Below are 24,340 nucleotides of genomic sequence, written 5' to 3'. Positions count from 1 at the left end.
CGTCCACTTTTCATTCACGACGGAGCCCCTATATTGGCCGGTGCCGGATTCGTCCGGCTATGGCGATAAATTGTGTCGTGCAATAGATGCAGCGGACCCGGGGGCGGTACCCGGCGGCTCCACCATAAACCCTTGGCGACAGGGGCTTTTGACGGGGCCGAACTAGGATCGACGTGTATTGAAAGACGATGTTTTTGCCCGGCCTGAATGAGCCGTTAAACCGTTCAAAACCACAAGTGCCAACGATAACGAAGCACTCGCTCTCGCAGCGTAATTGAGGGGCTAACGCCCTGAGATTATTCTAAAAGAACGCGGTTCGGGCCGAACCGGGCAACAGAATCGGACTCCAGCGGCCCCGGGGGGCCGGGCAACAGAACCCCCCGACCCTCATCAGCGTGTCCCACATGCCGAGGCGCAGGCAGTCCGGCTGTGCGCCGCTCCCCCCACCACGCCATCATCATCAACTCGTCGCATTTTCGGGAACGCTTCGCGCGCCCGTGCCTTTTCGCAGTTCCGCCGCAAGAACGCGGCTCCTGCACAGGGGACTGTAATGAAGACTGTTGTGAAATCGCTCGCCTTTGCCGGGTTTGTGGCGCTTGCCGCGTGTGGACAGACGCCCGCGGAAAACGTCGCCGACAATGTCGAGGCGGTTACGGACAACCAGGCGGATGCGATCGACGCGATGGCCGACAACACGACCAACGATATCGCAGAGGAACAGCTCGAGAATACGGCCGATGCCATACGCGACGCGGGCGAGGCCAAGGCGGATGCGATTGAAGACGGCGCAGTCAATGCCGCGAACGCCACCGTCGCCAACGCCACCAATTCGACCGGACAGTAACCGCCGGGTCGCGAGGGTCGGGGACAGCGTATCGTCTCCGGCCTGCCGATATGGAGAGTGGGGCGCCCGCCGGGCGCCCCACTCTCCATATCGTTGCAGCAGAGGCCTCAGTCGTAGCGCCTTGTCCGCGGCGTGAGGCTCCTCTGCGCGCTTGATCGCCCGCGCCCTGAGGTCGGCTTTCCCGACGACGCGATAAAAAAGCATCGCAACAGGCGCACGTTTATTCAACGCGAAAACCCGGACAAGCGCTAGTTTTCTCCTGATCCCAACGGAGAAAGCCATGACAACCGCAGAACTCGCACTGCCGCTTCCGGATCTCTTCGCGCGCTATCATGTCGGCTGGGAAACCAGGGACCCGGAGCTGATCGCTTCGCTCCATTCGGAGGACACGGTCTTCCATCTTCATGACGGATCCGATGCGGTCCGTGGGCGTGATGCGCTGCGGCAGCATTGCATCGATATGTTCGCGCGCTTCGATTTCACGCACGAGGTCGTCCGCACACTCTATTGCGATGACCACTGGGTAATCGAATGGACGATGGTGCTTGCACTCGAGGAACCGGGCGGAGCGCCGTTCACGGCCAGGGTTGAGATGCTCGATGTCGTGACGGTCAACGCTCGTGGTGAGGTTACGCGCAAGGATGTCTACATGAACGGCGCCGAAGCGCAGGCGGCGTTCGCCCGGGCCGGGATCCGGCGCTAGCGGGTTGCCCGGCGCGTGCCACCATGGGGCGCGGAACAATCCGCCGGCCCTATGTGGCGCAATTGTTGCCGCCGACTTGCGCCAGGCGGTCGGGTTGCCGATGATAGAGGCCATGCCGGACCCGGTGTCGCCTTTCACCAGCACGATACTACCCATCGGGGTCACGCGCCTCGCGGCGCATCCAAACGTCGTCATGGCGGTGCTGGTGGGGCGGACGGGTCCGATTATCGTCGAATATGACGGGGCGCGCGTTACGGGCGATGTATTGCTCGTCCGGCCTGGGGTCGTGCACAGCGTCACGCTCGCGGAGCACGGCGCTGACGTCGTCTACCTCAACGGACTGACCTTTCCCTTCGAAGCCCCGCTGGCGGTGGCGCTCAAGGGCATCCTCGAACAACTGGCGCGCCGGTCAGTTGGCGGCGATCGAGGCGCGATCGAGGAATTACGGGCAAGGCTGGCATTCGCGACCAGTCCGCTTCCAGTGAAGATCGCGGACATCGTGCGGGCGACGCAGGCGGATCCCATGCGGCGCATGACACAGGACGAGCTGGCGCGATATCTCGACATGGAGCGGACGCGCGCGCTGCGCTGCTTCAAGGCGGCGACGGGGCTGACATTTCGCCGGTTCAAGCTGTGGTCGGGTCTGCAGCATGCTGCGCTGCAAATGGCCGGGCACGCGCTGGTGCGGACGGCGGCGATAGATGCCGGTTTCGCCGATACCGCACATCTGTCGCGCGCGTTCGGCAGCATGTTCGGGCTGTCGCCCAGCACGGCGATCGCGGGGCTCGACGATCGGGGGAGCGAATAGCCGGTTTCGCGCGACGGAAATTCAGGCTCAAATTCGGCCCGTAAAACACAAAAAGCCCCGCGATCGCTCGCGGGGCTTTTCGTTAGGATCAATCTGAAAGGGAAGGGGCCTGGGCCCCTCCTCCTCAGTCGTCGTCGCGCTTCAGGAACGCGGGCGCGAATTCGGGCTCGGGGCCTTCATCCTTGCCGCCTTCGCTGCGCTCGCGGCGCGGACCGCGGTCACCGCCGCCGTCGCGACGCGGGCCGCGATCCCGGCCACCGTCACGGCGGGGACCCCGATCGCCACGGCCTTCGCCGTCACGACGGGGACCGCGATCACCGCGGTCGCCACGGGGACGCTCCTCGCGGGGCGGGCGCGTGTCTTCGAGTTCCTCGCCGGTTTCCTGGTCGACGACGCGCATCGACAGGCGAACCTTGCCGCGCGGATCGATTTCGAGGACCTTGACCTTGACTTCCTGGCCTTCGCTCAGGACGTCGGCGACCTTCTCGACGCGCTCGTTCTTGATCTCCGAGACGTGGACGAGGCCGTCCTTGCCGCCCATGAAGTTCACGAAGGCGCCGAAATCGACGAGGTTCACGACCTTGCCGTTGTAGATCTTGCCGACTTCGGCTTCCTCGACGATGCCGAGGATCCACTTCTTGGCGGCCTCGATCTGGCTGAGGTCCGAAGAGCTGATCTTGATCAGGCCCTCGTCGTCGATGTCGACCTTGGCGCCGGTCTCCGCGACGATCTCGCGGATCACCTTGCCGCCCGTGCCGATGACTTCGCGGATCTTCGACTTGTCGATCTGCAGCGTCTCGATGCGCGGTGCGTGTGCCGACAGCTCTTCACGCGTGTGGTCGAGCGCCTTGGCCATTTCGCCGAGAATATGCGCACGGCCTTCTGCGGCCTGCTTCAGCGCCTGCTTCATGATCTCTTCGGTGATGCCGGCGATCTTGATGTCCATCTGCATCGTGGTGATGCCTTCGGACGTGCCCGCAACCTTGAAGTCCATGTCGCCAAGGTGATCCTCGTCGCCGAGGATGTCGCTGATCACCGCGAAATCCTTGCCTTCGAGGATCAGGCCCATGGCAATGCCCGAGACGGGGCGCTTCAGCGGCACGCCCGCGTCCATCATCGACAGCGAGCCGCCGCAGACCGTCGCCATCGACGACGAGCCGTTGGACTCGGTGATGTCCGAAAGCACGCGGATCGTGTAGGGGAACTCGTCCTTGGTGGGCAGCACGGGGTGCAGCGCACGCCATGCCAGCTTGCCATGGCCGACTTCGCGACGGCCCGGCGCGCCGAAGCGGCCGACTTCGCCGACCGAATAGGGCGGGAAGTTATAGTGCAGCATGAAATGCTCGTAGCGCAGGCCGTTCAGGCCGTCGATCATCTGCTCGGCGTCCTTGGTGCCCAGCGTGGTCGTGCAGATCGACTGCGTCTCGCCGCGCGTGAACAGCGCCGAACCGTGCGTGCGGGGCAGGAAGCCCACCATCGCGTCGATCGGGCGGATCTGCGTGGTCGTACGGCCGTCGATGCGCTGGCCGTTCTTGAGGATCGCGGTGCGGACGATCTCGGCCTCGAGCTTCTTGACGAGCTTCGATGCGGCCATCTGATCCTGCGGGGTCGCGTCGGAGAACGCTTCCTTCGCCTTGGCGCGCGCGTCGTTCAGTGCGCTCGAGCGTGCGGACTTGTCGGTCAGCTTGTAGGCTGCCTCGATGTCCTTGCCGATCAACTTCTTGAGCTTGGTCTTCGCGGCCGAGAGGTCGGCTTGCGCGGCCATCGGCCAGGGCTCCTTGGCGGCCTGCTCGGCGAGCTTGATGATCGCGCCGATCACCGACTGGATGCCGCGATGCGCGAACATGACCGCGCCGAGCATGACGTCCTCGGAAAGCTCCTTGGCTTCCGATTCGACCATCATCACCGCGTCGTGCGTGCCTGCAACGACGAGGTCGAGGTCGCCCGCGGCAACCTGCTCATCGGTCGGGTTCAGGATGTACTCGCCGTCGACATAGCCGACGCGCGCGGCGGCGATTGGGCCCATGAAGGGCACGCCCGAAAGCGTCAGCGCCGCCGAGGCCGCGACCATCGCGAGGATGTCGGGCTCGTTCTCGCCGTCATAGCTCAGAACCTGAGCGATGACGTTGATCTCGTTGTAGAACCCCTCGGGAAACAGCGGGCGGATCGGACGATCGATGAGGCGGGAGACGAGCGTCTCCTTCTCGGTCGCGCCGCGCTCGCGCTTGAAGAAACCGCCCGGGATGCGCCCGGCGGACGAATATTTTTCCTGATAGTGGACGGTGAGCGGGAAGAAATCCTGCCCTTCCTTCACACTGCGTGCGGCCGTGACGGCGCAGAGCACGACGGTTTCACCCAACGTCGCGAGCACCGCGCCATCGGCCTGGCGGGCAACGCGGCCCGTTTCGAGCTTGAGGGTTTGTCCGCCCCACTCGATTTCGACTGTCTTCGTGTTGAACATTTGTTTTCCTTCACTCCCGTCGCCCTATGCGACGGGGGCCTGTGTGCGGGCTAAGCCGGCCCGTGCGGTGCGGGGCTTTCCGTGCCCCATCGGGTGAAGGCCTTATTGCCTCACCCGCTTCGTACTCCGGCGAAAGCCGGAGTCCATTCCGCGCTGTCGCGCGGATATTTGCTGGATTCCGGCTTTTGCCGGAATGCCAAAAGGGCGCCCATCGGGCGCCCTTTCGTCACTTGCGAAGGCCGAGCTTCGCGATCAGATCGGTGTACCGCGCGTTGTCCTTCTTCTTCAGATAGTCGAGAAGGCTGCGGCGCTTGTTCACCATCATCAGCAGGCCGCGACGCGAATGGTTGTCCTTGTGGTGGCCCTTGAAGTGCTCGGTCAGGTTGACGATGCGCTCGGTCAGAACCGCGATCTGGACTTCGGGGCTGCCCGTGTCACCCTCGGCGCGAGCATGTTCCTTGATCAGCGCGTCCTTGCGCTCTGCAGTAATCGTCATAAAAATCTTTTTCCTTCGACATCGCTACAGGTTGAAACCGCGCACCACCCGCATTTCCGGGCCGGAAACCTCCACAAGCGCTACCGGCGTTTCCGCTTCGGTGGCGAGGTGAAGGCCCTGATGAGCAGCGATCCCGATCAAGACCTGCCCCTGGCGGAGCAGCCTTGCCTGATCGGGGGTGACGGATAGAGCCGGGATGTCGTCCAGCCCCGCCGTCAGCGGCAAGGTTATGTCCTCAAGCGCGCGGTGCATAGAGAATTCCGCCAGCTTGTCCAGCGAAATTGCCTGATCCAGTGTGAAAGGGCCAGCCTTTGTGCGCCTGAGCATCGTCACATGCCCCACCGTGCCGAGCGCAATCGCGATGTCGCGCGCGAGGCTGCGGATATAGGTGCCCTTCGATACATGTGCGCTAAGTGTGATCTCTTCCAACCCTTCGTTGTCATTCCCGCGAAAGCGGGAATCCAGACGAGCTTCGGGAATCGCACTGGCATCCTCTGGATTCCCGCTTTCGCGGGCATGACACAGAGAGAGCGCGTGGATGGTCACGTCGCGCGCTTTGAGCACAACGTCCTCACCCGCACGCGCCAGGTCATAGGCGCGCTTGCCGTCGACCTTGAGCGCGGAAAAGGCGGGAGGCATTTGAACGATCGGACCAGTGAAGCGCGGCAGAACCGCTTTCACCGCCGAAAGAACAGGCCGCACGTCGCTGGTCGCGATCGCCTGCCCCTCGGCGTCGAGCGTATCGGTCTGGACACCGAAGCCGATCGTGAACTCGTAGATCTTGTCGCTGTCGAGCATCCGCCCGGCGAGCTTCGTTGCTTCGCCCAGCGCCACGGGCAGCACACCCGATGCCAGCGGATCGAGCGTCCCGCCATGGCCGATCTTCACCTTGGGATAGCCGCCCTGCCGCAACGCGCGTTTCACGGCGGACACCGCCTGTGTCGAGCCGAGCCCCAGAGGTTTGTCGAGAATGATCCAGCCGTGCATGCGCCGCTCCTAGAGCACTTCCCGAAAGAGTGGGAACCGGTTTTTCGGTCGGGAAGTGATCAAGATATTGAGCCGAGAGCCTTTCTTGTCCGGCAAGGCGATTCCGCCTTGCCGGGAAAGGCTCTAACGACGCCACGTCCCCCGGGCAATGATCGCGCCTTGTTCGTCGAGCTTGTCGAGCCGCGGCGTCTCGAAGCCGAGCGCGATCGTCGCGCGCAGCCGGTCGCTTGGCCCCGCCGTGACGGTGCAGTACCAGTTGCCGCTGACGCTGCGGACGAAGAGTCCGCGCTTGTGGCGGGCAGGAAGCCTGGCGTTCATGCGCGCGGGAATTGCACGCCGATGCTGAACGCCGGCTGAGCGTCAGCGCGTCCGCTCGACATAGTGGCGGCGACAGAGCGCAACATAACGGTCATTGCCGCCAATCTCGGTCTGCGCGCCCTGCTGGATCGCTCCGCCGTCAGCATCGACGCGCAGGTTCATCGTCGCCTTGGCGCCGCATTCGCAGATAGTCTTCAGCTCGACGAGCACGTCGGCAATCGCGAGCAAATGCGCGCTGCCCTCGAACAGATTGGCCTGAAAATCGGTTCTGAGCCCATAAGCGAGCACGGGAATGCCAAGATCATCGCATATGCCCGCGAGTTGCCACACTTGCGCGTGCGTCAGGAACTGCGCCTCGTCGACAAGGATGCAGTTGAGGCGCCGCGCGGCATGTCCGGTTTCGACCAGCGCACGAATGTCGGTTTCAGCGTCGAACATCGTCGCCTCCGCCTCGAGCCCGATGCGCGAGGTGATCATGCCCGGCGCATAGCGATCGTCGATCGCGGCGGTGAAGAGCATCGTCTCCATGCCGCGCTCCTGATAGTTGAAGCTCGACTGGAGCAGCGTCGTCGACTTGCCCGCGTTCATCGACGAATAGTAAAAATAGAGCTTGGCCATGGCCGCCTATTGGACGGGCGGACGCGCTGCGCAAGCCGTCACGCGTCATCCCTGTCGAGGTCGCGTGCAACCTTGGGGTCGCGCAGCAGCGTGTCGATATGGGTGCCCTCGTCGAAGCTCTCATCGGCCAGGAATTTGAGCTTCGCCGCGTATTTCATCTTCACGCGGTGCGCGACCTCGCGCTGGAGATAGGCGGTGTTGGTGCGTAGCGCCTTGATGACGGCTTCCTCGTCCTTGCCGAGCAGCGGCTTCACGAAGACCGTCGCGTGGCGAAGATCGGGGGACATGCGCACCTCGGTGATCGACACCGGATGGCTCGCAAGCGTCGCGTCATGCACATCGCCGCGCATCAGGATCTCGGACAGCACATGGCGCACCTGCTCGCCCACGCGCAGCAAGCGAACGGAGCGGGTTTCGGGGGTTTCGGTTTGACGCATGATTTCGACCTGATCACCCTCTCCCGCCTTCGCGGGAGAGGGCTATTGATTAGAGCGTCCGTTCGCGCAGCTCGACCTCGAAGGTTTCGAGATAGTCGCCGGGCTTGATGTCGGTGAAGTTCTGCGTGAACGTCACGCCGCATTCCAGACCCGCGCGCACTTCGGCCACATCGTCCTTGAAGCGCCTGAGCGAAGCGATCTCGCCCTGGTAGATGATGACGTCCTCGCGCGTGATGCGCGCCTTGAGCGCCTTGCGGATGACGCCTTCGGTGACGAGCAGACCCGCCGCCTTGCCATGCTTGCCCGCCGAGAAGACCTCACGGATTTCGGCGCGGCCGACGACGTGTTCGATCGCTTCAGGACCCAGTTCGCCCGCCATGCCCGCACGGATCTCGTCGGTCAGGTGATAGATCACGTCATAATATTTGAACGCGACCCGGTCCCTTGTGGCGATCTCGCGCGCCTTGGCGTTGGGGCGGACGTTGAAGCCGATGATCGGCGCACCCGACGCAGCGGCCAGGATCACGTCCGACTCGGTGATGCCGCCCACGCCCGCATGGAGCACGCGCGCGCGGATGTCTTCGGTCGAGATCTTGTTGATCGCGCCAACGATCGCCTCGACCGAACCCTGCGTATCGGCCTTGACCACCAGCGGATATTCGATCGCCTGCTTTTCCTTGAGCGCCGAGAACATCGTCTCGAGATTGGCAGGCGCGGTGGTGGTGCGCTTGCGCGTCGCGAGTTCCTGACGATAGGCCGCGACCTCGCGCGCCCGCGCCTCGCTCTCGACCACCGAGAGCGGATCGCCCGCGCCCGGCACGCCCGACAGGCCCAGCACCTCGACGGGCATTGACGGGCCGGCCTCCTTGATCTGCTGGCCCTTGTCGTTGACCATCGCGCGGACCTTGCCGCTCTCCGCGCCGACGACATAGATGTCGCCCACGCGCAACGTGCCGCGGCGCACGAGGATCGTCGCCACAGGACCGCGGCCCTTGTCGAGCTTGGCCTCGATCACCGTGCCTTCGGCGGCGCGGTCGGGATTGGCCTTGAGTTCGAGCAGTTCGGCCTGAAGCAGGATCTTCTCGATCAGTTCGTCGAGCCCGGTCTTCTTGAGCGCCGAGACTTCGACGTCCTGGACGTCGCCCCCCATGTCCTCGACCACGATCTCGTGCTCGAGCAGGCGCTCGCGCACCTTCTGCGGATTGGCGCCGTCCTTGTCGATCTTGTTGATCGCCACGATCATCGGCACGCCTGCCGCGCGGGTGTGGTTGATCGCCTCGATCGTCTGCGGCTTCAGACCATCATCGGCCGCGACCACGAGGATCACGATATCGGTGATGTTGGCGCCGCGCTGGCGCATCTCGGTAAAGGCCTCGTGGCCCGGCGTGTCGAGGAAGGTGATCTTGTCGCCCGACTTCACCGTCACCTGATAGGCGCCGATGTGCTGGGTGATCCCGCCAGCCTCGCCCGCGACGACATCGGTGCCGCGCAGCGCGTCGAGCAGCGAGGTCTTGCCGTGATCGACATGGCCCATGATCGTCACCACCGGCGGACGCGTCTTCAGCGTTTCCTCGGCGTCGACATCGGCCCCGATGTCGATCTCGACGTCCGATTCGGAGACGCGCGTGATGTTGTGGCCGAATTCCTCGACCAGCAGCTCGGCGGTGTCCTGGTCGATCGTCTGGTTGACGGTCACCATCATGCCCATCTTGAACAACGATTTCACCAGGTCGGCGCCGCGTTCGGCCATGCGGTTGGCAAGTTCCTGGACGGTGATCGCCTCGGGGACGACGACGTCACGGACCTGCTTGACCTGGGGCTGGCTATAGCCGCCCATATGCGCACGCTTTTCCTTCTCGCGCGCGCGCTTGAGCGCGGCGAGCGAACGCGCGCGCGCGCCGCCGTCGCCGTCATTGAGCGCACGGTTGACGGTGAGCTTGCCCGACTGGCGGCGATCGTCGACGCCCTTGGCCGGACGCGCGGGGCGCGCAGGCGGCTCGGGGCGCTTGGGCGCCACGACGGGCGTAAATTTGCGCGGCGCGGGGTGGCGGTCGTCGGTCTTGACCGTGGGTTGCTGCTGCGACTGCGGTTGTTGCGGCGCGGTCTCTTCGGCGACGGGCGTCGGCTCGGGTGCGGCAGGGGCCTCCGCTGCGCGCCGGGCTTCTTCCTCGGCATTGCGCGTGGCCTCTTCCTCAGCCTTGCGATTCTCCTCGGCGCGGCGCTTCTCGTCCTCGGTCGCCTCGTGGCGCTGACGTTCCTCGCGACGGCGTGCCTCTTCGAGCGCGGACATGCGCGCTTCCTCGGCCTCGCGGAGCAGCTTCGCCTGAAGCTCCTGACGCGACAACAGGCTCGTCTCCGCCGGGCGTGCCGGTGCCGGCGGCGCCTTGGCCGCGGGGGCAGGGGCGGGCGCGGCGGCGGCGGGCGCGGGGGCTGGTGCAGCCTGCGTTTCCTCCACATGCGGCTCCGCCTCACCGGGCTTGCCCAGGATCCGACGGCGCTTGACCTCGACCACGACGGTGTTCGACCGGCCATGGCTGAAGCTCTGCTTCACCTTGCCCGTCTCCACGGTGCGCTTCAGGCCCAGCGGCGCGCGCATGCCCAGTTTCGGCTTTTCGTTGTCCGTGTCACTCATCGACTGATCTCAAACCCTTTGTCTTCACCCATGCCGTCGCCGTCATGCGCATTAAGCGCCGATGGACCCTGCGCATCTTTTGCGCAAGGTTCGGCCTCGGCCTCACTTCCGATAAATTCGCGCCAGCGGGATACCGCTTGCGCTACCCGCTCCGCTGCGGCCCGGTCGGTAAGCGCGATGTGTACCACATTTTCGCGCCCCAATGCCAAGGACAATATAGTGCGCGAAGCCGGCAATACCATGCCCCGTTCCGCGCTGCCCTCGCGGCCGCTTCCAACGCGCCACGCCTGATCGAGCTTGCGGTTGCCGTCGGTGCCCGCGTCGCTTGCGTGCATCAGCAGCCGCACCTGCCCGCTGCGCGCAGCGGCCTCAATCTTCTCCGAGCCCGTGAGCAGCTTGCCCGAACGCGCCTCCAACCCCAGCCGGTTGAGCGCATCCTGACGCAATGCGTCCTCGATTCGCGCGCCAAGATCTGCAGGCGCGTCGACCGCGCCCGATTTGAAGGCACGCGCGAGCGCACCTTTCAGTTTGCCCTTGGCGTTGGCGGCATCGAGCGCGGCGCGGTCGACCCCGATCCACGCGCCGCGCCCCGGGGCACGTGCGCGCACATCGGGCGCGACCATGCCGTCGGGGCCGAGCGCCAGCCGGATCAGGCCGTCGCGCGCGTCCTTGTCACCGCTTAATATGCAGCGTCTTGAGTTCTCGCTCATTTCGCCCCTCCCTTCCAAGGGAGGGGATGGGGGTGGGTGGCGAGCGCCAGCGAGCCCCGTTTCCCCATGCGCAAGAAAGCGTCCCAATCGGCGTCGAGCCGATCGGTACGCTCACCCACCCCTTGCCCCTCCCTTGAAAGGGAGGGGTTGAAGAGGGGCGCCTGCTTGAATTGCCGTCCTAGCGTCTCATTGGGAGGTGTCCGCAACAGCGTCCTCCCCGGTATCCTCGGCGGCCTCGTCCTCGAACCAGTGCGCGCGCGCGGCCATGATGATCTCGTTGCCCTGTTCTTCGCTCAGGCCATATTCGGCGAGCACGCCGCCCTTGTCCTCGCTGCGGCCTTCACGACCACGACGCGGCTCGGCGCGCTTCTTCTGGATGAGCTCGTCGGTCGCGAGATCGGCGAGGTCGTCGAGCGTCCTGATGCCCGCCTTGCCGAGCGTGACGAGCATCGCTTCGGTGAGATAGGGCATTTCGGCGAGCGCGTCCTCGACGCCGAGATCGCGGCGTTCCTGGCGGTTGGCTTCCTCACGGCGATCGAGCGCCTCGACCGCGCGGTTTTGCAGTTCGGCACCGAGTTCCTCGTCAAAGCCCTCGATCGTCGCCAGTTCGTCGAGCTCGACATAGGCGACCTCCTCGAGCGCGCCGAAGCCTTCGGCGACGAGGAGCTGTGCCAGCGTCTCATCGACGTCCAGCTCGTTCTGGAACATCTCCGAACGCTCGACGAATTCGCGCTGGCGCTTCTCGCTGGCGTCGGCCTCGGTCATGATGTCGATGGCCTTGGCGGTCAACTGGCTGGCGAGGCGGACATTCTGGCCACGACGGCCGATGGCGAGGCTGAGCTGATCGTCGGGGACGACGACCTCGATCCGGTCCTCTTCCTCGTCGATGACGACGCGGCTGACATTGGCGGGCTGGAGCGCGTTGACGACGAAGGTCGCGGTGTCCTCGCTCCAGGGAATGATGTCGATCTTTTCGCCCTGCATTTCCTGGACCACCGCCTGGACGCGGCTGCCCTTCATGCCGACGCAGGCGCCGACGGGATCGATCGAGCTGTCATGGCTGATGACGCCGATCTTGGCGCGCGAACCCGGGTCGCGGGCAGCCGCCTTGATTTCGATGATGCCGTCGTAAATTTCGGGCACTTCCTGCGCGAACAGCTTCTTCATGAAGTCGGGGTGCGCGCGGCTGAGGAAGATCTGCGGGCCACGGTTTTCGCGGCGAACGTTCAGGATCAGCGAGCGGACGCGGTCGCCGACGCGGACGACTTCGCGCGGAATCTGCTGGTCGCGGCGGATCACGCCCTCGGCGCGGCCCAGATCGACCACCACATGGCCGAACTCGACGCGCTTGACGACGCCGGTGATGATCTCGCCGTTGCGATCCTTGAACTCTTCATATTGGCGCTCGCGCTCGGCGTCGCGGACCTTCTGGAAAATCACCTGCTTGGCGGCCTGCGCTGCGATGCGGCCGAACTCGATCGGGGGCAGCGGATCGACGATATAATCGCCGACCACCGCGTCCTTCTGGAGCTTCTGCGCGCCCTTGACGTCGACCTGCTTGAAATAGTCGTCGACCGCCTCGACCACCTCGACGACGCGCCACAGGCGAAGATCGCCCGAATTGGGGTCGAGCTTCGCGCGGATGTCGTTTTCAGCGCCGTAGCGCGCACGCGCGGCGCGCTGGATTGCGTCCTCCATCGCCTCGATGACGATCGCCTTGTCGATCATCTTTTCCGATGCGACGGCGTTCGCGATTGCGATCAGTTCGGCCTTGTTGGCGGAAATGGCGGTGGCCATAGGTCTCAGTCCTGTCCTTCTACCTGAATGCTGTCCGCACCCTCGGCTGAGAGGGGGGCGGTCGCCGCGATGAGCCTGTCGGTCATCACCAGCTTTGCGCTGTCGATATTGGCGAACGCCACGCGCATCTCGCCATGCTTGTTTACGTCAATCACGATGGTTTCGCCATCGATTCCCTTGAGTTCGCCGGTAAGCTGCTTGCGCTTGTCCTGCGGCTCGATCAGGCTGATCTTCGCCTCGTGCGTCGTCCAGTCGGCAAAGTCCTGCAGCCGCGTCAGCGGACGATCGATCCCCGGCGAGCTGACTTCTAGGCGGTAAGCCTCGTCGATCGGGTCGCGCCCCTCGGCTTCCAGCACGTCGAATTTTTCGGAGATTCGCCGCGAAAGCGCCGCGCAATCGTCGATGTTGAGCTGACGCGTATCGGGCCGCTCGGCCATGATCTGCAAGGTCCGGTCACCCTCGCCGCCGAACAGCTTGACGCGCACCAGCGCAAACCCGAGCGCCTTCGCTTCGGGTTCGATCAGACTGGTCAGCACATCAATATCGGCCATCAGGGCTCCACGGCTTTGAACATGCGGTCTTGGCGCCGGAGCCTTCCGGCCCCGACCTCGCCATTGTTACCGATGTCGAGAAGTGAAGGGGATATAGTGCGGATGCGCGGGAAGGGCAAGCGGGGATGCGGACGCCAGCGCACAAGCTCCGGACAGGCAGGTTCAGGCGGGGTGAATGGCTGTAAAGTCGTGGGACGCGGTTATTGGCTTGAGCCCTCTCCCGCTTTCACGGGAGAGGGTTGGGTGAGGGTCTTCTTTCTTCTACCTTGCGGTACATGCATCCGGTCCGACGCCAGATCAGTCCACTGTCGAGCGCCGCGTGTGGCATGCGGTGCGCGATCGCCGGCTCGAGGGTTTCAAGTTTCGTCGCCAGGCCAGCATTGGCCCGTTCGTCGTTGATTTCCTGTGCGTCGAGGCGGGATTGACCGTGGAACTTGATGGCGGACAGCAGCGTGGAGGCTGACGCCCCGCGTACAGCATATCTCGAAGAACAGGGTTATCGCTTGCTTCGATTCTGGAACAGCGAGGTAATCGAAAGTTTCGAAGGCGTTCTCGAAACTATCGCCCGCGCGCTCCGCGACGGCTGAGCAGGAAAGAAGAAGACCCTCACCCACCCCTCTCCCGCGAAAGCGGAAGAGGGCTCAAGACATGTCTGAAATTGGTCGTGAGCAGTCAATCGGCCTTGACGGTAAGCACGGCTGGATCGGCAATAGCAGCCCCGGACGATCCGCTGTCCTACACAAAATGTTCCTGATACGTTCCCATCGGCCCCGCATATTCGCGCGCGGTCGGGCAGGGCGAATCAACATGCGCGTTTGCGGGAAGTTTGCGAAGTTATGTGAAGTTAAGCGTGCCGCCGTCGGACCGAAAAAAGACCCCGCCGGATCGCTCCGGCGGGGCAATGCAACGTCCGCGGCGTGCGGGTCAGGCGGCCGCGTGCGCCAGCGCCGCGAGCAGAAGCAACGCGACGATGTTGGTGATCTTGATCATCGGATTGACGGCGGGCCCCGCGGTGTCCTTGTAGGGATCGCCTACGGTGTCGCCCGTCACCGCGGCCTTGTGAGCTTCGCTGCCCTTGCCGCCGTGGTTGCCGTCCTCGATGAACTTCTTGGCATTGTCCCATGCGCCGCCACCCGAGGTCATCGAGATCGCGACGAACAGGCCCGAGACGATGACGCCGAGGAGCAGCGCGCCGAGCGCCGCAAAGCCCTCGGCCTGACCGCCCACCGCGGTGATCGCGAAATAGACGACGATCGGCGCGAGCACCGGGAGCAGCGACGGCAGGATCATCTCCTTGATCGCCGCCTTGGTGACGAGGTCCACGGTGCGGGCGTAGTCGGGGCGGCTGGTGCCGTCCATGATGCCCTTGTTATTGGCGAACTGCTCGCGCACGTCCTTGACGACGTCGCCCGCAGCACGGCCCACCGCGGTCATCCCCATCGCCCCGAACAGATAGGGCAGCAGAGCGCCGAGCAGCAGCCCGACGATCACATAGGGATTTTCGAGGCTGAAGCTCACCTGCAGGTCCGGGAAGTACGCGCGCAGGTCGGTGGTGTAGGCGCTGAACAGCACCAGCGCCGCCAGCCCCGCCGAGCCGATCGCATAGCCCTTGGTCACCGCCTTGGTGGTGTTGCCCACGGCATCGAGCGCGTCGGTTTTCGCGCGCACGCTGTCGTCGAGCCCCGCCATCTCGGCGATGCCGCCGGCATTGTCGGTGACAGGACCATAAGCGTCCAGCGCCACGACCATGCCCGCGAGCGCGAGCATCGAGGTCGCCGCGAAGGCGATGCCGATCAGGCCCGCCAGCGAATAGCTGATGATGATGCCTGCGATGATGACGAGCGTGGGGAGCGCGGTCGATTCGAGCGACACCGCAAGCCCCTGGATCACATTGGTGCCGTGGCCCGTCTCGGAGGCCTTGGCGATGCTGCGCACGGGACGGTAGTTGGTGCCCGTATAATATTCGGTGATCCAGACGATCAGCCCGGTGACGCCGAGCCCCACGATCATCGACCAGAACAGGTCCATGCCCGTGAAGGCGCCTTCGCCGGTGAGGCCACCGCCGATCGCCGCGTTCATGTCGCCGAGCGTCTGCCAGGTGACATAGTAGATCGCGGGAACCGAGAGCACCGCGGTGGTCCAGAAGCCCTTGTAGAGCGCGCCCATGATCGACTGGCTCTTGCCCAGCCGCACCATATAGGTGCCGATGATCGAGGTCAGGATGCACACGCCGCCGATCGCGAGCGGCAGGCTCATGAGCTGCATCAGCTCCTCGCCGCCCGTCTGGACGAGCAGCGCGGTCAGCACCATCGTCGCGCCTATGGTCACGACATAGGTTTCGAACAGATCGGCGGCCATTCCGGCGCAGTCGCCGACATTGTCGCCGACATTGTCCGCGATCACCGCGGGGTTGCGCGGATCGTCTTCGGGAATCCCCGCCTCGACCTTGCCGACAAGGTCGGCGCCGACATCGGCGGCCTTGGTGAAGATGCCGCCGCCCAGACGCGCGAAGATCGAGATCAGCGACGCGCCGAAGGCAAGGGCCACGAGCGAGTCGATGACGAGGCGGTCATCGGGCAGGTGTCCGGCGGGGCCGGTCAGGTACCAGAAGAATCCCGCGATCGCGAGGAGCGCGAGGCCCGCCACGAGCATTCCCGTGATCGCACCGGCCCTGAAAGCAACCGTCAGGCCGCTCTGCAGGCTGGTGCGTGCGGCCTCTGCTGTGCGGACGTTGGCGCGCACCGAGATATTCATGCCGATAAAGCCCGTCGCGCCCGAAAGCAGCGCGCCGATCAGAAAGCCCGCGCCCGCGGTGAGGCCGAGGAAATAGGTGACGACGGCTGCGACCACGATGCCGACCACGGCGATGGTGCGATATTGGCGGCCCAGATAGGCCTTCGCGCCTTCCTGGATGGCGCCTGCGATTTCCTGCATCTTTTCGCTGCCCGCGGACGCGGCCAACACCTGGCGACTGGTTATGAAGCCATAGAGCACGGCCACCAGGCCGCACGCTATGGATATGGTGACTACGGTCATCCGGTATCCTTCCCCTTTTATTCTTGGAAACTGCGTCGAGACTTCAAGAATAGCGGCCCGGTGATTTTTCTTATCGGGCTCGGGGCAAAGGTATGAGGGGCGATTCGCGATTAGGCAAGCGCGCGCAGCTATTTGGTTCAGCCGTGCAGATAGCCGAGCTTTTCGGGGAGGGGGACGGGACCGTCGCGGTCGAAGAGCGTGAGGCCCGCTCCCTCGGCAAAGGTGCCAACGCGCGTCGCCGCGACGGGGAGCGTCATATCGGGCGCGGCGGCAAAGAGCAGTTGATAGTCGTCGCCCGCGGTGGCGGCGCTGAGCCGGAGCGCGCGGCCGTCCAGCGGCTGTGCCAGCACATCGGGCGAAAGCGGCGCCGCATCAAGGTCGATTTCGAGCGCCAGCCCGCTCGCCTCCGCCATGCGCGCGGCATCGATAAGCAGCCCGTCGGAAACGTCCATCATCGCGTGGACATGGGGCGCCAGCGCGCTGCCTTCCAGAAGCAGCGGCCGTGGACGGCGATAGGCACTGATAGGAGCCTTGGGGGTGGTCTCCCCGGTCTGGAGCAACGCAAGTCCGTAGCCCGCATCGCCGATCGTGCCAGTCACCCAGAGCGCATCGCCCGCGCGCGCATCGGTGCGCGAGGGCGCTCCGCCATCCGCGCGCCCGATCGCGGTCAGCCCCAGCACGCGCGGCGCGCCTTGCGGCAGGGATACCGTATCGCCGCCCAGCAATGGCGTCTCATAGTGGCCGAGCACGTCACGAAGCCCACGCACAAATGCGGCATCCCAGCCATCGTCGCCCGTCAGGCAATAACCCGCCAGCACGCCAAGCGGCTTCGCCCCCTTTGCAGCAAGATCGGACAGATTGACCGCAACCAGCTTCCACGCGACATCCTCGGGCGGATCGTCGGGCAGGAAGTGCACGCCCTCAACGATGGTATCGTGCGTCAGCACGATCGCCGCGCCACCAATGTCGAGCACCGCAGCATCGTCCATCAGGCCGCGCGCGCCGGGATGGGCGGCCAGCGCTCGGAGCGTTGCGATGAAGGTGGTTTCGCTCATAGCCCTCCCCCTTGATGGGGGAGGGTTGGGTGGGGGTGATGCGCGTGCAGCGCCAGTTCGATCAACATCGAGATACCTTCGGCATTGCCGAGCACGTCATTGTTCCAGAATCGAATGACGCGATAGCCCTCGGCTTCAAGGATTGCCGTTCGAGCATCATCCTCAGGTCCACCGTGTTGACCGCCATCAACCTCTATGACGAGCTTTGCCCGATGACTTGCGAAATCGGCAATGAAGTGGCGGATCGGAACTTGGCGCCGAAAGCGGGCTCCTGGAAATTTCTCGCGCAAGAGCCGCCACATGGTCAGTTCAGCGTCGGTGGGGCTGCTTCGCAACCGCCTGGCTTGTTGTGTCGCTCCCGCTGACGGATGATGCTTCATGCAACGCACCCTACGCCAAACATCACCCCCACCCAACCTCCCCCATCAAGGGGGAGGAGAAAGGGTAGCAAGGCCCTGCTACGCCCGCACGTCCTTCGCGATCGCGTCGAGCAGGCCGTTGACGAAGCTTGTTTCACGCTTGTCGTAAAAGGCGTGCGCGACGTCGAGATACTCGTTGATGACCGTCGGCGTCGGAACATCGGCGCGCGCGATCAGCTCATAGGCGCCCGCGCGAAGGATCTGGCGCATTGGCTTGTCGAGCCGTGCGAGCGACCAGCCCTGGGCGAGCTTGCCACCGACCAGCGTATCTATTTCCGCGCGCCGGGCGTCGACGCCCTTCACGATGTCGTCGAAGAAATCGACCTCGGCATCGGCATATTCGACGTCCTCGATCGTCGCGCCGAGGCGGTGCTGGTGGAATTCGTGGAGCAGCGTTGCAAGCGGCGTCTTCTCCATCTCGAGCTGATAGAGCGCCTGCACCGCGGCGAGGCGGGCGGCGGAGCGGGCTTTGGATCGGGTCATTTCAGGCGAATTCCAACGGAAAGTGCATGGGCGGGAAGCCCCTCGGCGCCCGCAAGGGCAACCGCGGCGGGGCCGATTTTGGCGAGCGAGCTTTCGTCGCACGCAAGGAAACTGGTGCGCTTCATGAAGTCGAGCACGGACAGCCCCGAGGAGAAGCGTGCCCGGCGCCCGGTGGGAAGCACGTGATTGGGCCCGGCGACATAGTCACCGACGGCCTCGGGAGTGTGGCGACCAAGGAACACCGAACCGGCATGCCTGACCTTGTCGAACAAAGGCTGCGGGTCGGCGACCGCGAGTTCGAGATGCTCAGGAGCGAGCCGGTCGACCAGCCGGATCGCCTCGGTGAGTGCGGGAACGGTGACGATCGCGCCATTGTCGTTCCAGCTCGTCCGCGCGGTGGCTTCAGTCGAAAGCGTCGCGAGCGTGCGCTCGACCGCTTCGGCAACGCGATCGGCAAAGCCGACGTCATCCGTGAAGAGGATCGACTGGCTGGTCGGGTCATGCTCGGCCTGGCTCAGCAGGTCGGCGGCGATCCAGTCGGGATCGTTGGCGCCATCGGCGACGACGACGATTTCGGACGGGCCGGCGACCATGTCGATGCCCACAACGCCGTAAAGCTGGCGCTTGGCTTCGGCGACCCACGCATTGCCCGGTCCGGTGACGACGTCGACGGGCGTGATCCGATCGGTACCATAAGCAAGCGCGGCGATCGCCTGCGCGCCGCCGACGCGCCAGACCTCGTCGACACCCGCCAGCGAGGCTGCCGCGAGCACCAGCGGATTGACCTCGCCACCCGGCGTCGGAGTAACCATCACCAGCCGTTCGACCCCCGCGACCTTGGCGGGAATCGCGTTCATCAGCACCGAGGAAGGATAGGCAGCCCTGCCACCCGGCACATAGACACCCGCCGCATCGACGCCCCGCCAGCGCGAGCCAAGGCGCACGCCCGCACTGTCGACGCTTTCGCTGTCCTGCGGCTTCTGCCGTGCATGAAAGTCGCCGATCCGCGCGGCCGCGAGTTCGAGCGCGATCCGAAGTTCGGTGTCGAGCCCGTCGAGCGCGGCGCGGCACTCTTCGGCGGAAACGCGCCATCCCGTGGCGTCGAGATCATGCCGATCGAATTGCAATGTCAGCGCATGAAGCGCCGCATCGCCCTCGGTGCGCACACGCTGGAGGATCGCCGCGACATCGCGCGAGACATCAGCGTCGCTTTCGCGGCGCGCATCAACCAGCGCGGCGAAAGCATCGGCAAAACCGGTGTCGGACGCATCGAGCCTAAGCGGCATGTTTGCCTCCCGCCGCCCTGCGGAACCCGTCGACCAGTGGCGCGACCTCGGCCGCGCGCGTCTTGAACGCCGCGCGGTTGACGATCAGCCGCGCCGAAACCTCGGTGATCACCTCGACCTCGACCAGCCCGTTCTCTTTCAGCGTCTTGCCCGAGGAGACGAGATCGACGATCCGGCTGGAAAGGCCCAGCTTGGGCGCAAGCTCCATCGCGCCGTTCAGTTTGACGCACTCGGCCTGGACGCCGCGCGCCTCGAAATGCTTGCGCGTGAGATTAGGGTATTTCGTCGCGACGCGCACATGGCTCCAGCTTCGCGGATCGTCGCGGCTGGCCAGATCGACAGGCTCCGCGATCGAGAGCCGGCAACGGCCGATGCCAAGATCGACCGGCGCATAGAGCTCGGAATAGTCGAACTCCATCAGCACGTCCGAACCGACGATGCCGAGCTGAGCCGCCCCGTGCGCGACGAAGGTGGCGACGTCGAAGGCGCGCACGCGGATGAGCGAGATCCCCGGCTGGTTGGTCGCGAAACTCAGCGCGCGGCTGCTCTCGTCCGAAAAGGCGGCCTCGGGCAGAATTCCGACGCTCGCGAGCAGCGGCAATGCCTCTTCGAGAATGCGTCCCTTGGGGACGGCGATGATGACGGGTTGGGCCATGGCGCTCGCGGCTTTACTTGTGCGGGCGCGATAGGGCAACTGGAGCCATGGCCAGCACTGCCGACTCCCCGATCCTCGACACCTTCCGCGCGCAGGCCGAGGCGTGCCGGCAGATGGCGGCACCGCTGACCGCGCGGATTATCGACGCCGCCGCGGACCTTGCCGATGACAGGACCCGCACCGGTCGGCGCATCCTCGGCGCGGTCGATCATTCGGGCTATGGCGAGGCGACCGGGCTCAGGCTTGCGGGCGGGCTTCATGCGCTGGCGCGCAGCGGCGACGTGCCCAAGTTGAGCGCTTTCTATGCGCGCGAGGCGGACGACGCGCATGCTGCTGTTGCGGCCGCATTGGCGGCGCGAGATGCCTGGCTCGAACGTTGGCTCGACTTGCCCCCGCAGACCAACGAGACCGCGCGAAGCGCCGCGGTGATGGCGGGACTGCTCGTTGCTGCGCGCCGATTCGGATTGCCATTTCGCCTGTTCGAGCTGGGATCGAGCGCGGGGCTCAACCTCAACCTTGCGCATTATCGTTTTGACCTTGGGGGCGTGACGGCGGGCGATCCGGATTCGCCACTGGCTTTCATCCCCGAATGGCGCGGCGCGACGCCGCCGGCCGCGCCCGTGACGATCCTCGCCTCCCAAGGCGTCGATATTGCGCCAATCGCGACCGATACCGCCGAAGCACGCGAGCGGCTCATCGCCTATATGTGGATCGATCAGCCCGAGCGGATCGCGCGTATCGAGACCGCGCTTGCCATCGCCAAGGTGCATCCACCGCGCGTGGCCAAGGGCGATGCCGCCGACTGGACCGAGGCGCGCATGGCCGAGCCCGTCGAGAGTGGCGTCATGCGCGTGCTGTTCCACACCATTGCGTGGCAATATTTCCCCGATCAGGTAAAGGCGCGGGTACGCGGCGCGTTGGAAAAGGCCGGCGCGCTGGCGGACGAAGACACGCCGCTTGGCTGGCTCCGCCTCGAGATCAACGACGATCGCAGCGCCTATGAGCTGCGACTGACCATGTGGCCGGGCGGCGAGGAAATTCACCTCGCCGACGCGCATCCGTACTGCGCGTGGGTCGCCTGGCGCATTTAGGCCGGAACACGCGCCTTCAGAAACTCGCTGATCGCGTCGGTCACTGCCCCCGGATTTTCCCACGGGACGAAATGCCCTGAATCGACCTTGGCGACCTTCAAATCGACGCAAAGCGCGTCGAGACCGTCGAGTTGGCAGGGAAGCAACGCCTTGTCTCCGGTGCCCCAGATCACGAGCACGGGCATCTGCAGCACGGGGAAGGGGCCATTGAGCCAAGCGGGGCGCTCAGGGGTCTCGTCCATTGCGGGGACCACGATCGAGGATGCGCGATACCAGTTGAGCATCGCGGTCATCGCGCCGGGCTGTCCCCATTGATCGAGATAGACCGCCTTCTCGTCGCCAATCTTTGCGAAATCAGTGTGCTTCATAAAGCTGCCGTCGAAGAACTGCTCGAGCCCGATCGACTCGATATGCGCTTCCAGCGCGGGATTGCGGAAGGCGCGGATATACTGGCTGGCCTCGCGCTGCGCCATGTCGTCGAACAGCGTCTTCTGGAAGATCAGCGGGTGCGGGGCGTTGACGATGATCAGCCGCGCGACGCGCTCGGGATGCTTGAGTGCCGCCATCCACGCGATCGCACCGCCCCAGTCGTGCCCGACCAGTGTGAAGCGATCGACGCCCAGCGCATCGGCAAGCGCGATCAGGTCGGCGACAGTATTTTCGGGAGCGTAGTCCGAAACCTCGGCGGGCTTGGACGAGCGCGCAAAGCCGCGTTGGTCGGGCGCGACGACGAAATAATCTTCGGCCAGCACGGGCATCTGGTGCCGCCATGTCCGATGCGATTCGGGAAAGCCGTGGAGGAAAAAGATCGCGTCGTTGGCCGGATCGCCGCCCAGCGTGACGTCAAGCTCGACACCCGTGGGCAGCGCGAAACGTTGGGTTTTCAGCTCAGCCATTTCTTTCTCCATTTCTTTTGGCATTCCCGCGAAAGCGGGAATCCATGACCATCGGCGCGTCCGGAAAGGGCGGCGCGGCTGGATTCCCGCTTTCGCGGGAATGACAGCATGGGGTTCACGGATAGCTCACCGTTTTCGGGATTTCGGGGATGGGAATATATTCCTTCTCGTCTCCCTTCACCTTGGGAAAAAGCCCCTCTTTCCAGTCGTGCTTGGCCTGGTTGATGCGCTCGCGATCGGAAGAGACGAAGTTCCACCAGACATGGCGCTGCGTCGTGAATGCCTCTCCGCCGCATAGCATTACGCGCCCGCCCGCATCGGACGAAAGCGTCGCCGCATGGCCCGGTCGCAGCACATAGAGCGTCATCGGCTCGAGCTTCTGACCGTCGAGGCTGGCCTCACCCAAGGCAACATAGACCGCGCGTTCGTCGGCTTCGGCGTCGATCGGGATCAGCCCGCCGGGCCCGAGCACGATGTCGGCATAGATCGTTCCGGCATAAGTCGTGGTCGGTGCCGACTTGCCCCACAGCGTGCCCATGATGATGCGCGCCTGCACGCATTCGTCCTCGACGATCGGCAAGGCGTCGCGCGCGACGTGCTCGAAGGCCGGGTCCATCTCCTCGTTTTTCTCGGGCAGCGCCAACCAGGTCTGGATACCCGAAAGCTCGGGCCCCGCGTCGCGCTCGGATTGCGGCGAGCGTTCGGAATGGACGATGCCGTGGCCCGCGGTCATCAGATTGACCGCGCCCGGCTCGATCGCCTGGAAAGTGCCCAGCGAATCGCGGTGGTCGATTGCGCCTGAAAACAGATAGGTGACCGTGGCGAGATTGATGTGGGGATGCGGGCGCACGTCGATGCCGCTGCCCTTGTCGAGCACCGCGGGGCCCATCTGGTCGAAGAAGATGAAGGGCCCCACCATCGTTCTTGGCCTGGAGGGGAGCGTGCGGTGGACCTTGAACCCGCCCAGATCATGCGTCACCGGCGTGATCGTCTGGGTGAAAAGATCCTCGGCCATCACTATTCTCCCGGCGCGGTCGCCCTGATGGCAAGCGCATGCACGCGCTCGCGAAGCAGGTCGCCCAGAGCATGGTTCACCATGCGCTGGCGCGCAAGGCGGGTCTGCCCCGCAAAGGCGGCGCTTTCTATCTCCACGGTGAAGTGCGATTCGCCCGATCCGTCGTCGCCCATATGCCCGCGGTGCTTGGCGCTGTCGTTGATCACGGCAAGCCGTGCGGGGGAAAGGGCGGCGGTCAGGCGCGCTTCGATTTCTGCGGCCACAGGGCCTTGGGTTGGGGTGGTCATCGCCCTTATATAAGCGAGTCTAAAAGGATCGGGAGCCGTTTTGAGCGAGCAGCAGGAAGAAGGACGCAAGAAGCAAAGCCGTTTCCACGGGCGCGTGGAAGGGGAGGGGCGACGCTGTGCTCAGGCCGGTTGCGCCGAACCCGGCGAATTTCGGGCGCCCGGTGATCGCAGTCCGGGCTTTGACGGTCCCGGCGACTGGCGCTGGCTCTGCCTCGATCACGTCCGCGAGTTCAACCAGCGCTACAACTTCTTCACCGGCATGAGCGCTGACGAAATCGCGGATGCGCAGCGCCCTCTCGCGGGTTGGGAACGCGAGACGCGCGCTTTTGCGACCAACGGGGGTGACGTACCCCCGCGCTGGGCCGATTTCACCGATCCGCTCGATGCGATCGGCGCGCGTTTCCGTGACCGTGCGGAAGCGCTGCGCAAGGATGGCAAGCCGCTCTCCGAAGGCGATCGCAAGGCGCTGAAGACGCTGGGGCTGGGCGCGGATGCCGACCGGCGGGCATTGCGCCGCCGTTATACCGAACTCGTTCACCGCTATCACCCTGATCGCAATGGCGGCGACAGGTCTCACGAACGGGCTTTGCAGGATGTGATTTCGGCTTATACGAGGCTCAAATCCGCCCCCGCCTTCGCCTGAGGCTGTGGTAGTATCAATGCCGCTCATCCTGAGGAGCGGCTGAGCGAAGACGAAGCCGCATCTCGAAGGACCCTTCGATACGGCATTTCGCCAAGCTCAATGCCTACTCAGG

24 protein-coding genes, 1 other RNA gene and 1 pseudogene are annotated in these 24,340 nt (G+C 64.8%); 7 read left to right on the top strand and 19 right to left on the bottom strand.

Annotated features, from left to right (window positions below):
- The first annotated feature begins 3 nt into the window (after positions 1-3).
- The 4 genes from ssrA to D3876_RS03410 all read left to right on the top strand — a co-directional run bounded on the left by ssrA (position 4) and on the right by D3876_RS03410 (position 2,355).
- Positions 4-348, top strand: a transfer-messenger RNA (tmRNA) gene (ssrA, locus tag D3876_RS03425).
- Between the two features lie 202 nt (positions 349-550).
- Positions 551-844, top strand: a complete 294-nt coding sequence (locus tag D3876_RS03420; protein ID WP_119759682.1) for a hypothetical protein — start codon at positions 551-553, stop codon at positions 842-844.
- A gap of 280 nt (positions 845-1,124) precedes the next feature.
- Entirely contained in the window at positions 1,125-1,547 is a 423-nt protein-coding gene (locus tag D3876_RS03415; RefSeq protein WP_119759681.1) for a nuclear transport factor 2 family protein, read from the top strand.
- Positions 1,548-1,659: 112 nt separating this feature from the next.
- Positions 1,660-2,355, top strand: a complete 696-nt coding sequence (locus tag D3876_RS03410) for an AraC family transcriptional regulator (RefSeq protein WP_182911851.1) — start codon at positions 1,660-1,662, stop codon at positions 2,353-2,355.
- A 124-nt stretch (positions 2,356-2,479) separates the two neighbouring features.
- On the opposite strand, the gene pnp is transcribed toward D3876_RS03410, so the two are convergent.
- From pnp to rimP, 10 genes are all read right to left on the bottom strand, one after another.
- Positions 2,480-4,816 (bottom strand): polyribonucleotide nucleotidyltransferase, encoded by a 2,337-nt coding sequence (gene pnp / locus D3876_RS03405; protein ID WP_119759679.1) that lies wholly within the window; start codon positions 4,814-4,816, stop codon positions 2,480-2,482.
- A gap of 226 nt (positions 4,817-5,042) precedes the next feature.
- A complete protein-coding gene (rpsO, locus tag D3876_RS03400) occupies positions 5,043-5,312 on the bottom strand; it encodes a 30S ribosomal protein S15 (protein ID WP_119759678.1) in 270 nt (89 codons plus the stop codon).
- Positions 5,313-5,336: 24 nt separating this feature from the next.
- Positions 5,337-6,299, bottom strand: coding sequence for a tRNA pseudouridine(55) synthase TruB (truB, locus tag D3876_RS03395; RefSeq protein WP_119759677.1), 963 nt, complete (start codon positions 6,297-6,299; stop codon positions 5,337-5,339).
- A 123-nt stretch (positions 6,300-6,422) separates the two neighbouring features.
- Positions 6,423-6,617, bottom strand: coding sequence for a hypothetical protein (locus D3876_RS03390; RefSeq protein ID WP_119759676.1), 195 nt, complete (start codon positions 6,615-6,617; stop codon positions 6,423-6,425).
- 42 nt (positions 6,618-6,659) lie between these two features.
- A complete protein-coding gene (locus D3876_RS03385) occupies positions 6,660-7,235 on the bottom strand; it encodes a thymidine kinase (protein WP_119759675.1) in 576 nt (191 codons plus the stop codon).
- A 38-nt stretch (positions 7,236-7,273) separates the two neighbouring features.
- The gene (rbfA, locus tag D3876_RS03380) at positions 7,274-7,672 is read right to left on the bottom strand and encodes a 30S ribosome-binding factor RbfA (RefSeq protein ID WP_119759674.1); all 399 of its coding nucleotides are present in this window, start codon (positions 7,670-7,672) and stop codon (positions 7,274-7,276) included.
- 49 nt (positions 7,673-7,721) lie between these two features.
- A complete protein-coding gene (infB, locus tag D3876_RS03375) occupies positions 7,722-10,304 on the bottom strand; it encodes a translation initiation factor IF-2 (protein ID WP_119759673.1) in 2,583 nt (860 codons plus the stop codon).
- Entirely contained in the window at positions 10,301-11,014 is a 714-nt protein-coding gene (locus D3876_RS03370) for a DUF448 domain-containing protein (protein WP_119759672.1), read from the bottom strand. Before D3876_RS03370 ends, infB begins: the two co-directional genes overlap by 4 nt.
- 186 nt (positions 11,015-11,200) lie before the next feature.
- On the bottom strand, positions 11,201-12,811 hold the full coding sequence (gene nusA, locus D3876_RS03365) for a transcription termination factor NusA (RefSeq protein WP_119759671.1): 1,611 nt from the start codon (positions 12,809-12,811) through the stop codon (positions 11,201-11,203).
- 5 nt (positions 12,812-12,816) lie between these two features.
- Positions 12,817-13,362, bottom strand: coding sequence for a ribosome maturation protein RimP (gene rimP, locus D3876_RS03360; RefSeq protein WP_119759670.1), 546 nt, complete (start codon positions 13,360-13,362; stop codon positions 12,817-12,819).
- Positions 13,363-13,669: 307 nt separating this feature from the next.
- Between rimP and D3876_RS03355 the strand changes: the two are divergent.
- Positions 13,670-13,949: pseudogene (locus D3876_RS03355) on the top strand (endonuclease domain-containing protein); the annotation flags it as partial.
- A gap of 337 nt (positions 13,950-14,286) precedes the next feature.
- Here D3876_RS03355 and D3876_RS03350 read toward each other — a convergent pair.
- The 6 genes from D3876_RS03350 to hisG form a co-directional block, all read right to left on the bottom strand.
- On the bottom strand, positions 14,287-16,398 hold the full coding sequence (locus D3876_RS03350) for a sodium-translocating pyrophosphatase (RefSeq protein WP_119759669.1): 2,112 nt from the start codon (positions 16,396-16,398) through the stop codon (positions 14,287-14,289).
- A gap of 137 nt (positions 16,399-16,535) precedes the next feature.
- Entirely contained in the window at positions 16,536-17,453 is a 918-nt protein-coding gene (gene thiL / locus D3876_RS03345; protein ID WP_119759668.1) for a thiamine-phosphate kinase, read from the bottom strand.
- Positions 17,450-17,755, bottom strand: a complete 306-nt coding sequence (locus D3876_RS03340) for an endonuclease domain-containing protein (protein ID WP_238475289.1) — start codon at positions 17,753-17,755, stop codon at positions 17,450-17,452. The genes thiL and D3876_RS03340 overlap by 4 nt, the downstream gene beginning before the upstream one ends.
- Positions 17,756-17,911: 156 nt before the next feature.
- Complete coding sequence (gene nusB / locus D3876_RS03335) at positions 17,912-18,355, bottom strand: transcription antitermination factor NusB (protein ID WP_119759666.1); 444 nt, start codon at positions 18,353-18,355, stop codon at positions 17,912-17,914.
- A complete protein-coding gene (gene hisD, locus D3876_RS03330; protein WP_119759665.1) occupies positions 18,352-19,641 on the bottom strand; it encodes a histidinol dehydrogenase in 1,290 nt (429 codons plus the stop codon). Before hisD ends, nusB begins: the two co-directional genes overlap by 4 nt.
- A complete protein-coding gene (gene hisG, locus D3876_RS03325; protein ID WP_119759664.1) occupies positions 19,631-20,296 on the bottom strand; it encodes an ATP phosphoribosyltransferase in 666 nt (221 codons plus the stop codon). The genes hisD and hisG overlap by 11 nt, the downstream gene beginning before the upstream one ends.
- Positions 20,297-20,343: 47 nt before the next feature.
- Here hisG and D3876_RS03320 point away from each other — a divergent pair, with 47 nt between their 5' ends.
- Positions 20,344-21,387: a DUF2332 domain-containing protein gene (locus D3876_RS03320; protein WP_119759663.1), complete on the top strand. Its 1,044-nt coding sequence runs from the start codon at positions 20,344-20,346 to the stop codon at positions 21,385-21,387.
- On the opposite strand, the gene D3876_RS03315 is transcribed toward D3876_RS03320, so the two are convergent.
- The 3 genes from D3876_RS03315 to D3876_RS03305 all read right to left on the bottom strand — a co-directional run bounded on the left by D3876_RS03315 (position 21,384) and on the right by D3876_RS03305 (position 23,585).
- Positions 21,384-22,283, bottom strand: coding sequence for an alpha/beta fold hydrolase (locus D3876_RS03315; protein WP_119760971.1), 900 nt, complete (start codon positions 22,281-22,283; stop codon positions 21,384-21,386). The two genes, D3876_RS03320 and D3876_RS03315, sit on opposite strands and share 4 nt — an antisense overlap.
- A gap of 115 nt (positions 22,284-22,398) precedes the next feature.
- A complete protein-coding gene (locus tag D3876_RS03310; RefSeq protein WP_119759662.1) occupies positions 22,399-23,298 on the bottom strand; it encodes a pirin family protein in 900 nt (299 codons plus the stop codon).
- 2 nt (positions 23,299-23,300) lie between these two features.
- A complete protein-coding gene (locus D3876_RS03305) occupies positions 23,301-23,585 on the bottom strand; it encodes a BolA family protein (RefSeq protein ID WP_119759661.1) in 285 nt (94 codons plus the stop codon).
- 40 nt (positions 23,586-23,625) lie between these two features.
- Between D3876_RS03305 and D3876_RS03300 the strand changes: the two genes are divergently transcribed.
- On the top strand, positions 23,626-24,228 hold the full coding sequence (locus tag D3876_RS03300) for a DnaJ domain-containing protein (RefSeq protein ID WP_119759660.1): 603 nt from the start codon (positions 23,626-23,628) through the stop codon (positions 24,226-24,228).
- Positions 24,229-24,340 lie beyond the last annotated feature (112 nt).

Origin of the sequence: Sphingomonas cavernae, assembly GCF_003590775.1 — a bacterium.
GTDB classification, from domain to species: domain Bacteria; phylum Pseudomonadota; class Alphaproteobacteria; order Sphingomonadales; family Sphingomonadaceae; genus Sphingobium_A; species Sphingobium_A cavernae.
This window is presented reverse-complemented; position numbering and strand designations above follow the sequence as displayed.

What these genes read in the sequence shown, in the direction of transcription:
- D3876_RS03420 (WP_119759682.1), top strand. Translation starts at nt 551, where the DNA reads ATGAAGACTGTTGTGAAATCGCTCGCCTTTGCCGGGTTTGTGGCGCTT.
- D3876_RS03415 (WP_119759681.1), top strand. Translation starts at nt 1,125, where the DNA reads ATGACAACCGCAGAACTCGCACTGCCGCTTCCGGATCTCTTCGCGCGC.
- D3876_RS03410 (WP_182911851.1), top strand. Translation starts at nt 1,660, where the DNA reads ATGCCGGACCCGGTGTCGCCTTTCACCAGCACGATACTACCCATCGGG.
- pnp (WP_119759679.1), bottom strand. Translation starts at nt 4,816, where the DNA reads ATGTTCAACACGAAGACAGTCGAAATCGAGTGGGGCGGACAAACCCTC.
- rpsO (WP_119759678.1), bottom strand. Translation starts at nt 5,312, where the DNA reads ATGACGATTACTGCAGAGCGCAAGGACGCGCTGATCAAGGAACATGCT.
- truB (WP_119759677.1), bottom strand. Translation starts at nt 6,299, where the DNA reads ATGCACGGCTGGATCATTCTCGACAAACCTCTGGGGCTCGGCTCGACA.
- D3876_RS03390 (WP_119759676.1), bottom strand. Translation starts at nt 6,617, where the DNA reads ATGAACGCCAGGCTTCCTGCCCGCCACAAGCGCGGACTCTTCGTCCGC.
- D3876_RS03385 (WP_119759675.1), bottom strand. Translation starts at nt 7,235, where the DNA reads ATGGCCAAGCTCTATTTTTACTATTCGTCGATGAACGCGGGCAAGTCG.
- rbfA (WP_119759674.1), bottom strand. Translation starts at nt 7,672, where the DNA reads ATGCGTCAAACCGAAACCCCCGAAACCCGCTCCGTTCGCTTGCTGCGC.
- infB (WP_119759673.1), bottom strand. Translation starts at nt 10,304, where the DNA reads ATGAGTGACACGGACAACGAAAAGCCGAAACTGGGCATGCGCGCGCCG.
- D3876_RS03370 (WP_119759672.1), bottom strand. Translation starts at nt 11,014, where the DNA reads ATGAGCGAGAACTCAAGACGCTGCATATTAAGCGGTGACAAGGACGCG.
- nusA (WP_119759671.1), bottom strand. Translation starts at nt 12,811, where the DNA reads ATGGCCACCGCCATTTCCGCCAACAAGGCCGAACTGATCGCAATCGCG.
- rimP (WP_119759670.1), bottom strand. Translation starts at nt 13,362, where the DNA reads ATGGCCGATATTGATGTGCTGACCAGTCTGATCGAACCCGAAGCGAAG.
- D3876_RS03350 (WP_119759669.1), bottom strand. Translation starts at nt 16,398, where the DNA reads ATGACCGTAGTCACCATATCCATAGCGTGCGGCCTGGTGGCCGTGCTC.
- thiL (WP_119759668.1), bottom strand. Translation starts at nt 17,453, where the DNA reads ATGAGCGAAACCACCTTCATCGCAACGCTCCGAGCGCTGGCCGCCCAT.
- D3876_RS03340 (WP_238475289.1), bottom strand. Translation starts at nt 17,755, where the DNA reads ATGTGGCGGCTCTTGCGCGAGAAATTTCCAGGAGCCCGCTTTCGGCGC.
- nusB (WP_119759666.1), bottom strand. Translation starts at nt 18,355, where the DNA reads ATGACCCGATCCAAAGCCCGCTCCGCCGCCCGCCTCGCCGCGGTGCAG.
- hisD (WP_119759665.1), bottom strand. Translation starts at nt 19,641, where the DNA reads ATGCCGCTTAGGCTCGATGCGTCCGACACCGGTTTTGCCGATGCTTTC.
- hisG (WP_119759664.1), bottom strand. Translation starts at nt 20,296, where the DNA reads ATGGCCCAACCCGTCATCATCGCCGTCCCCAAGGGACGCATTCTCGAA.
- D3876_RS03320 (WP_119759663.1), top strand. Translation starts at nt 20,344, where the DNA reads ATGGCCAGCACTGCCGACTCCCCGATCCTCGACACCTTCCGCGCGCAG.
- D3876_RS03315 (WP_119760971.1), bottom strand. Translation starts at nt 22,283, where the DNA reads ATGGCTGAGCTGAAAACCCAACGTTTCGCGCTGCCCACGGGTGTCGAG.
- D3876_RS03310 (WP_119759662.1), bottom strand. Translation starts at nt 23,298, where the DNA reads ATGGCCGAGGATCTTTTCACCCAGACGATCACGCCGGTGACGCATGAT.
- D3876_RS03305 (WP_119759661.1), bottom strand. Translation starts at nt 23,585, where the DNA reads ATGACCACCCCAACCCAAGGCCCTGTGGCCGCAGAAATCGAAGCGCGC.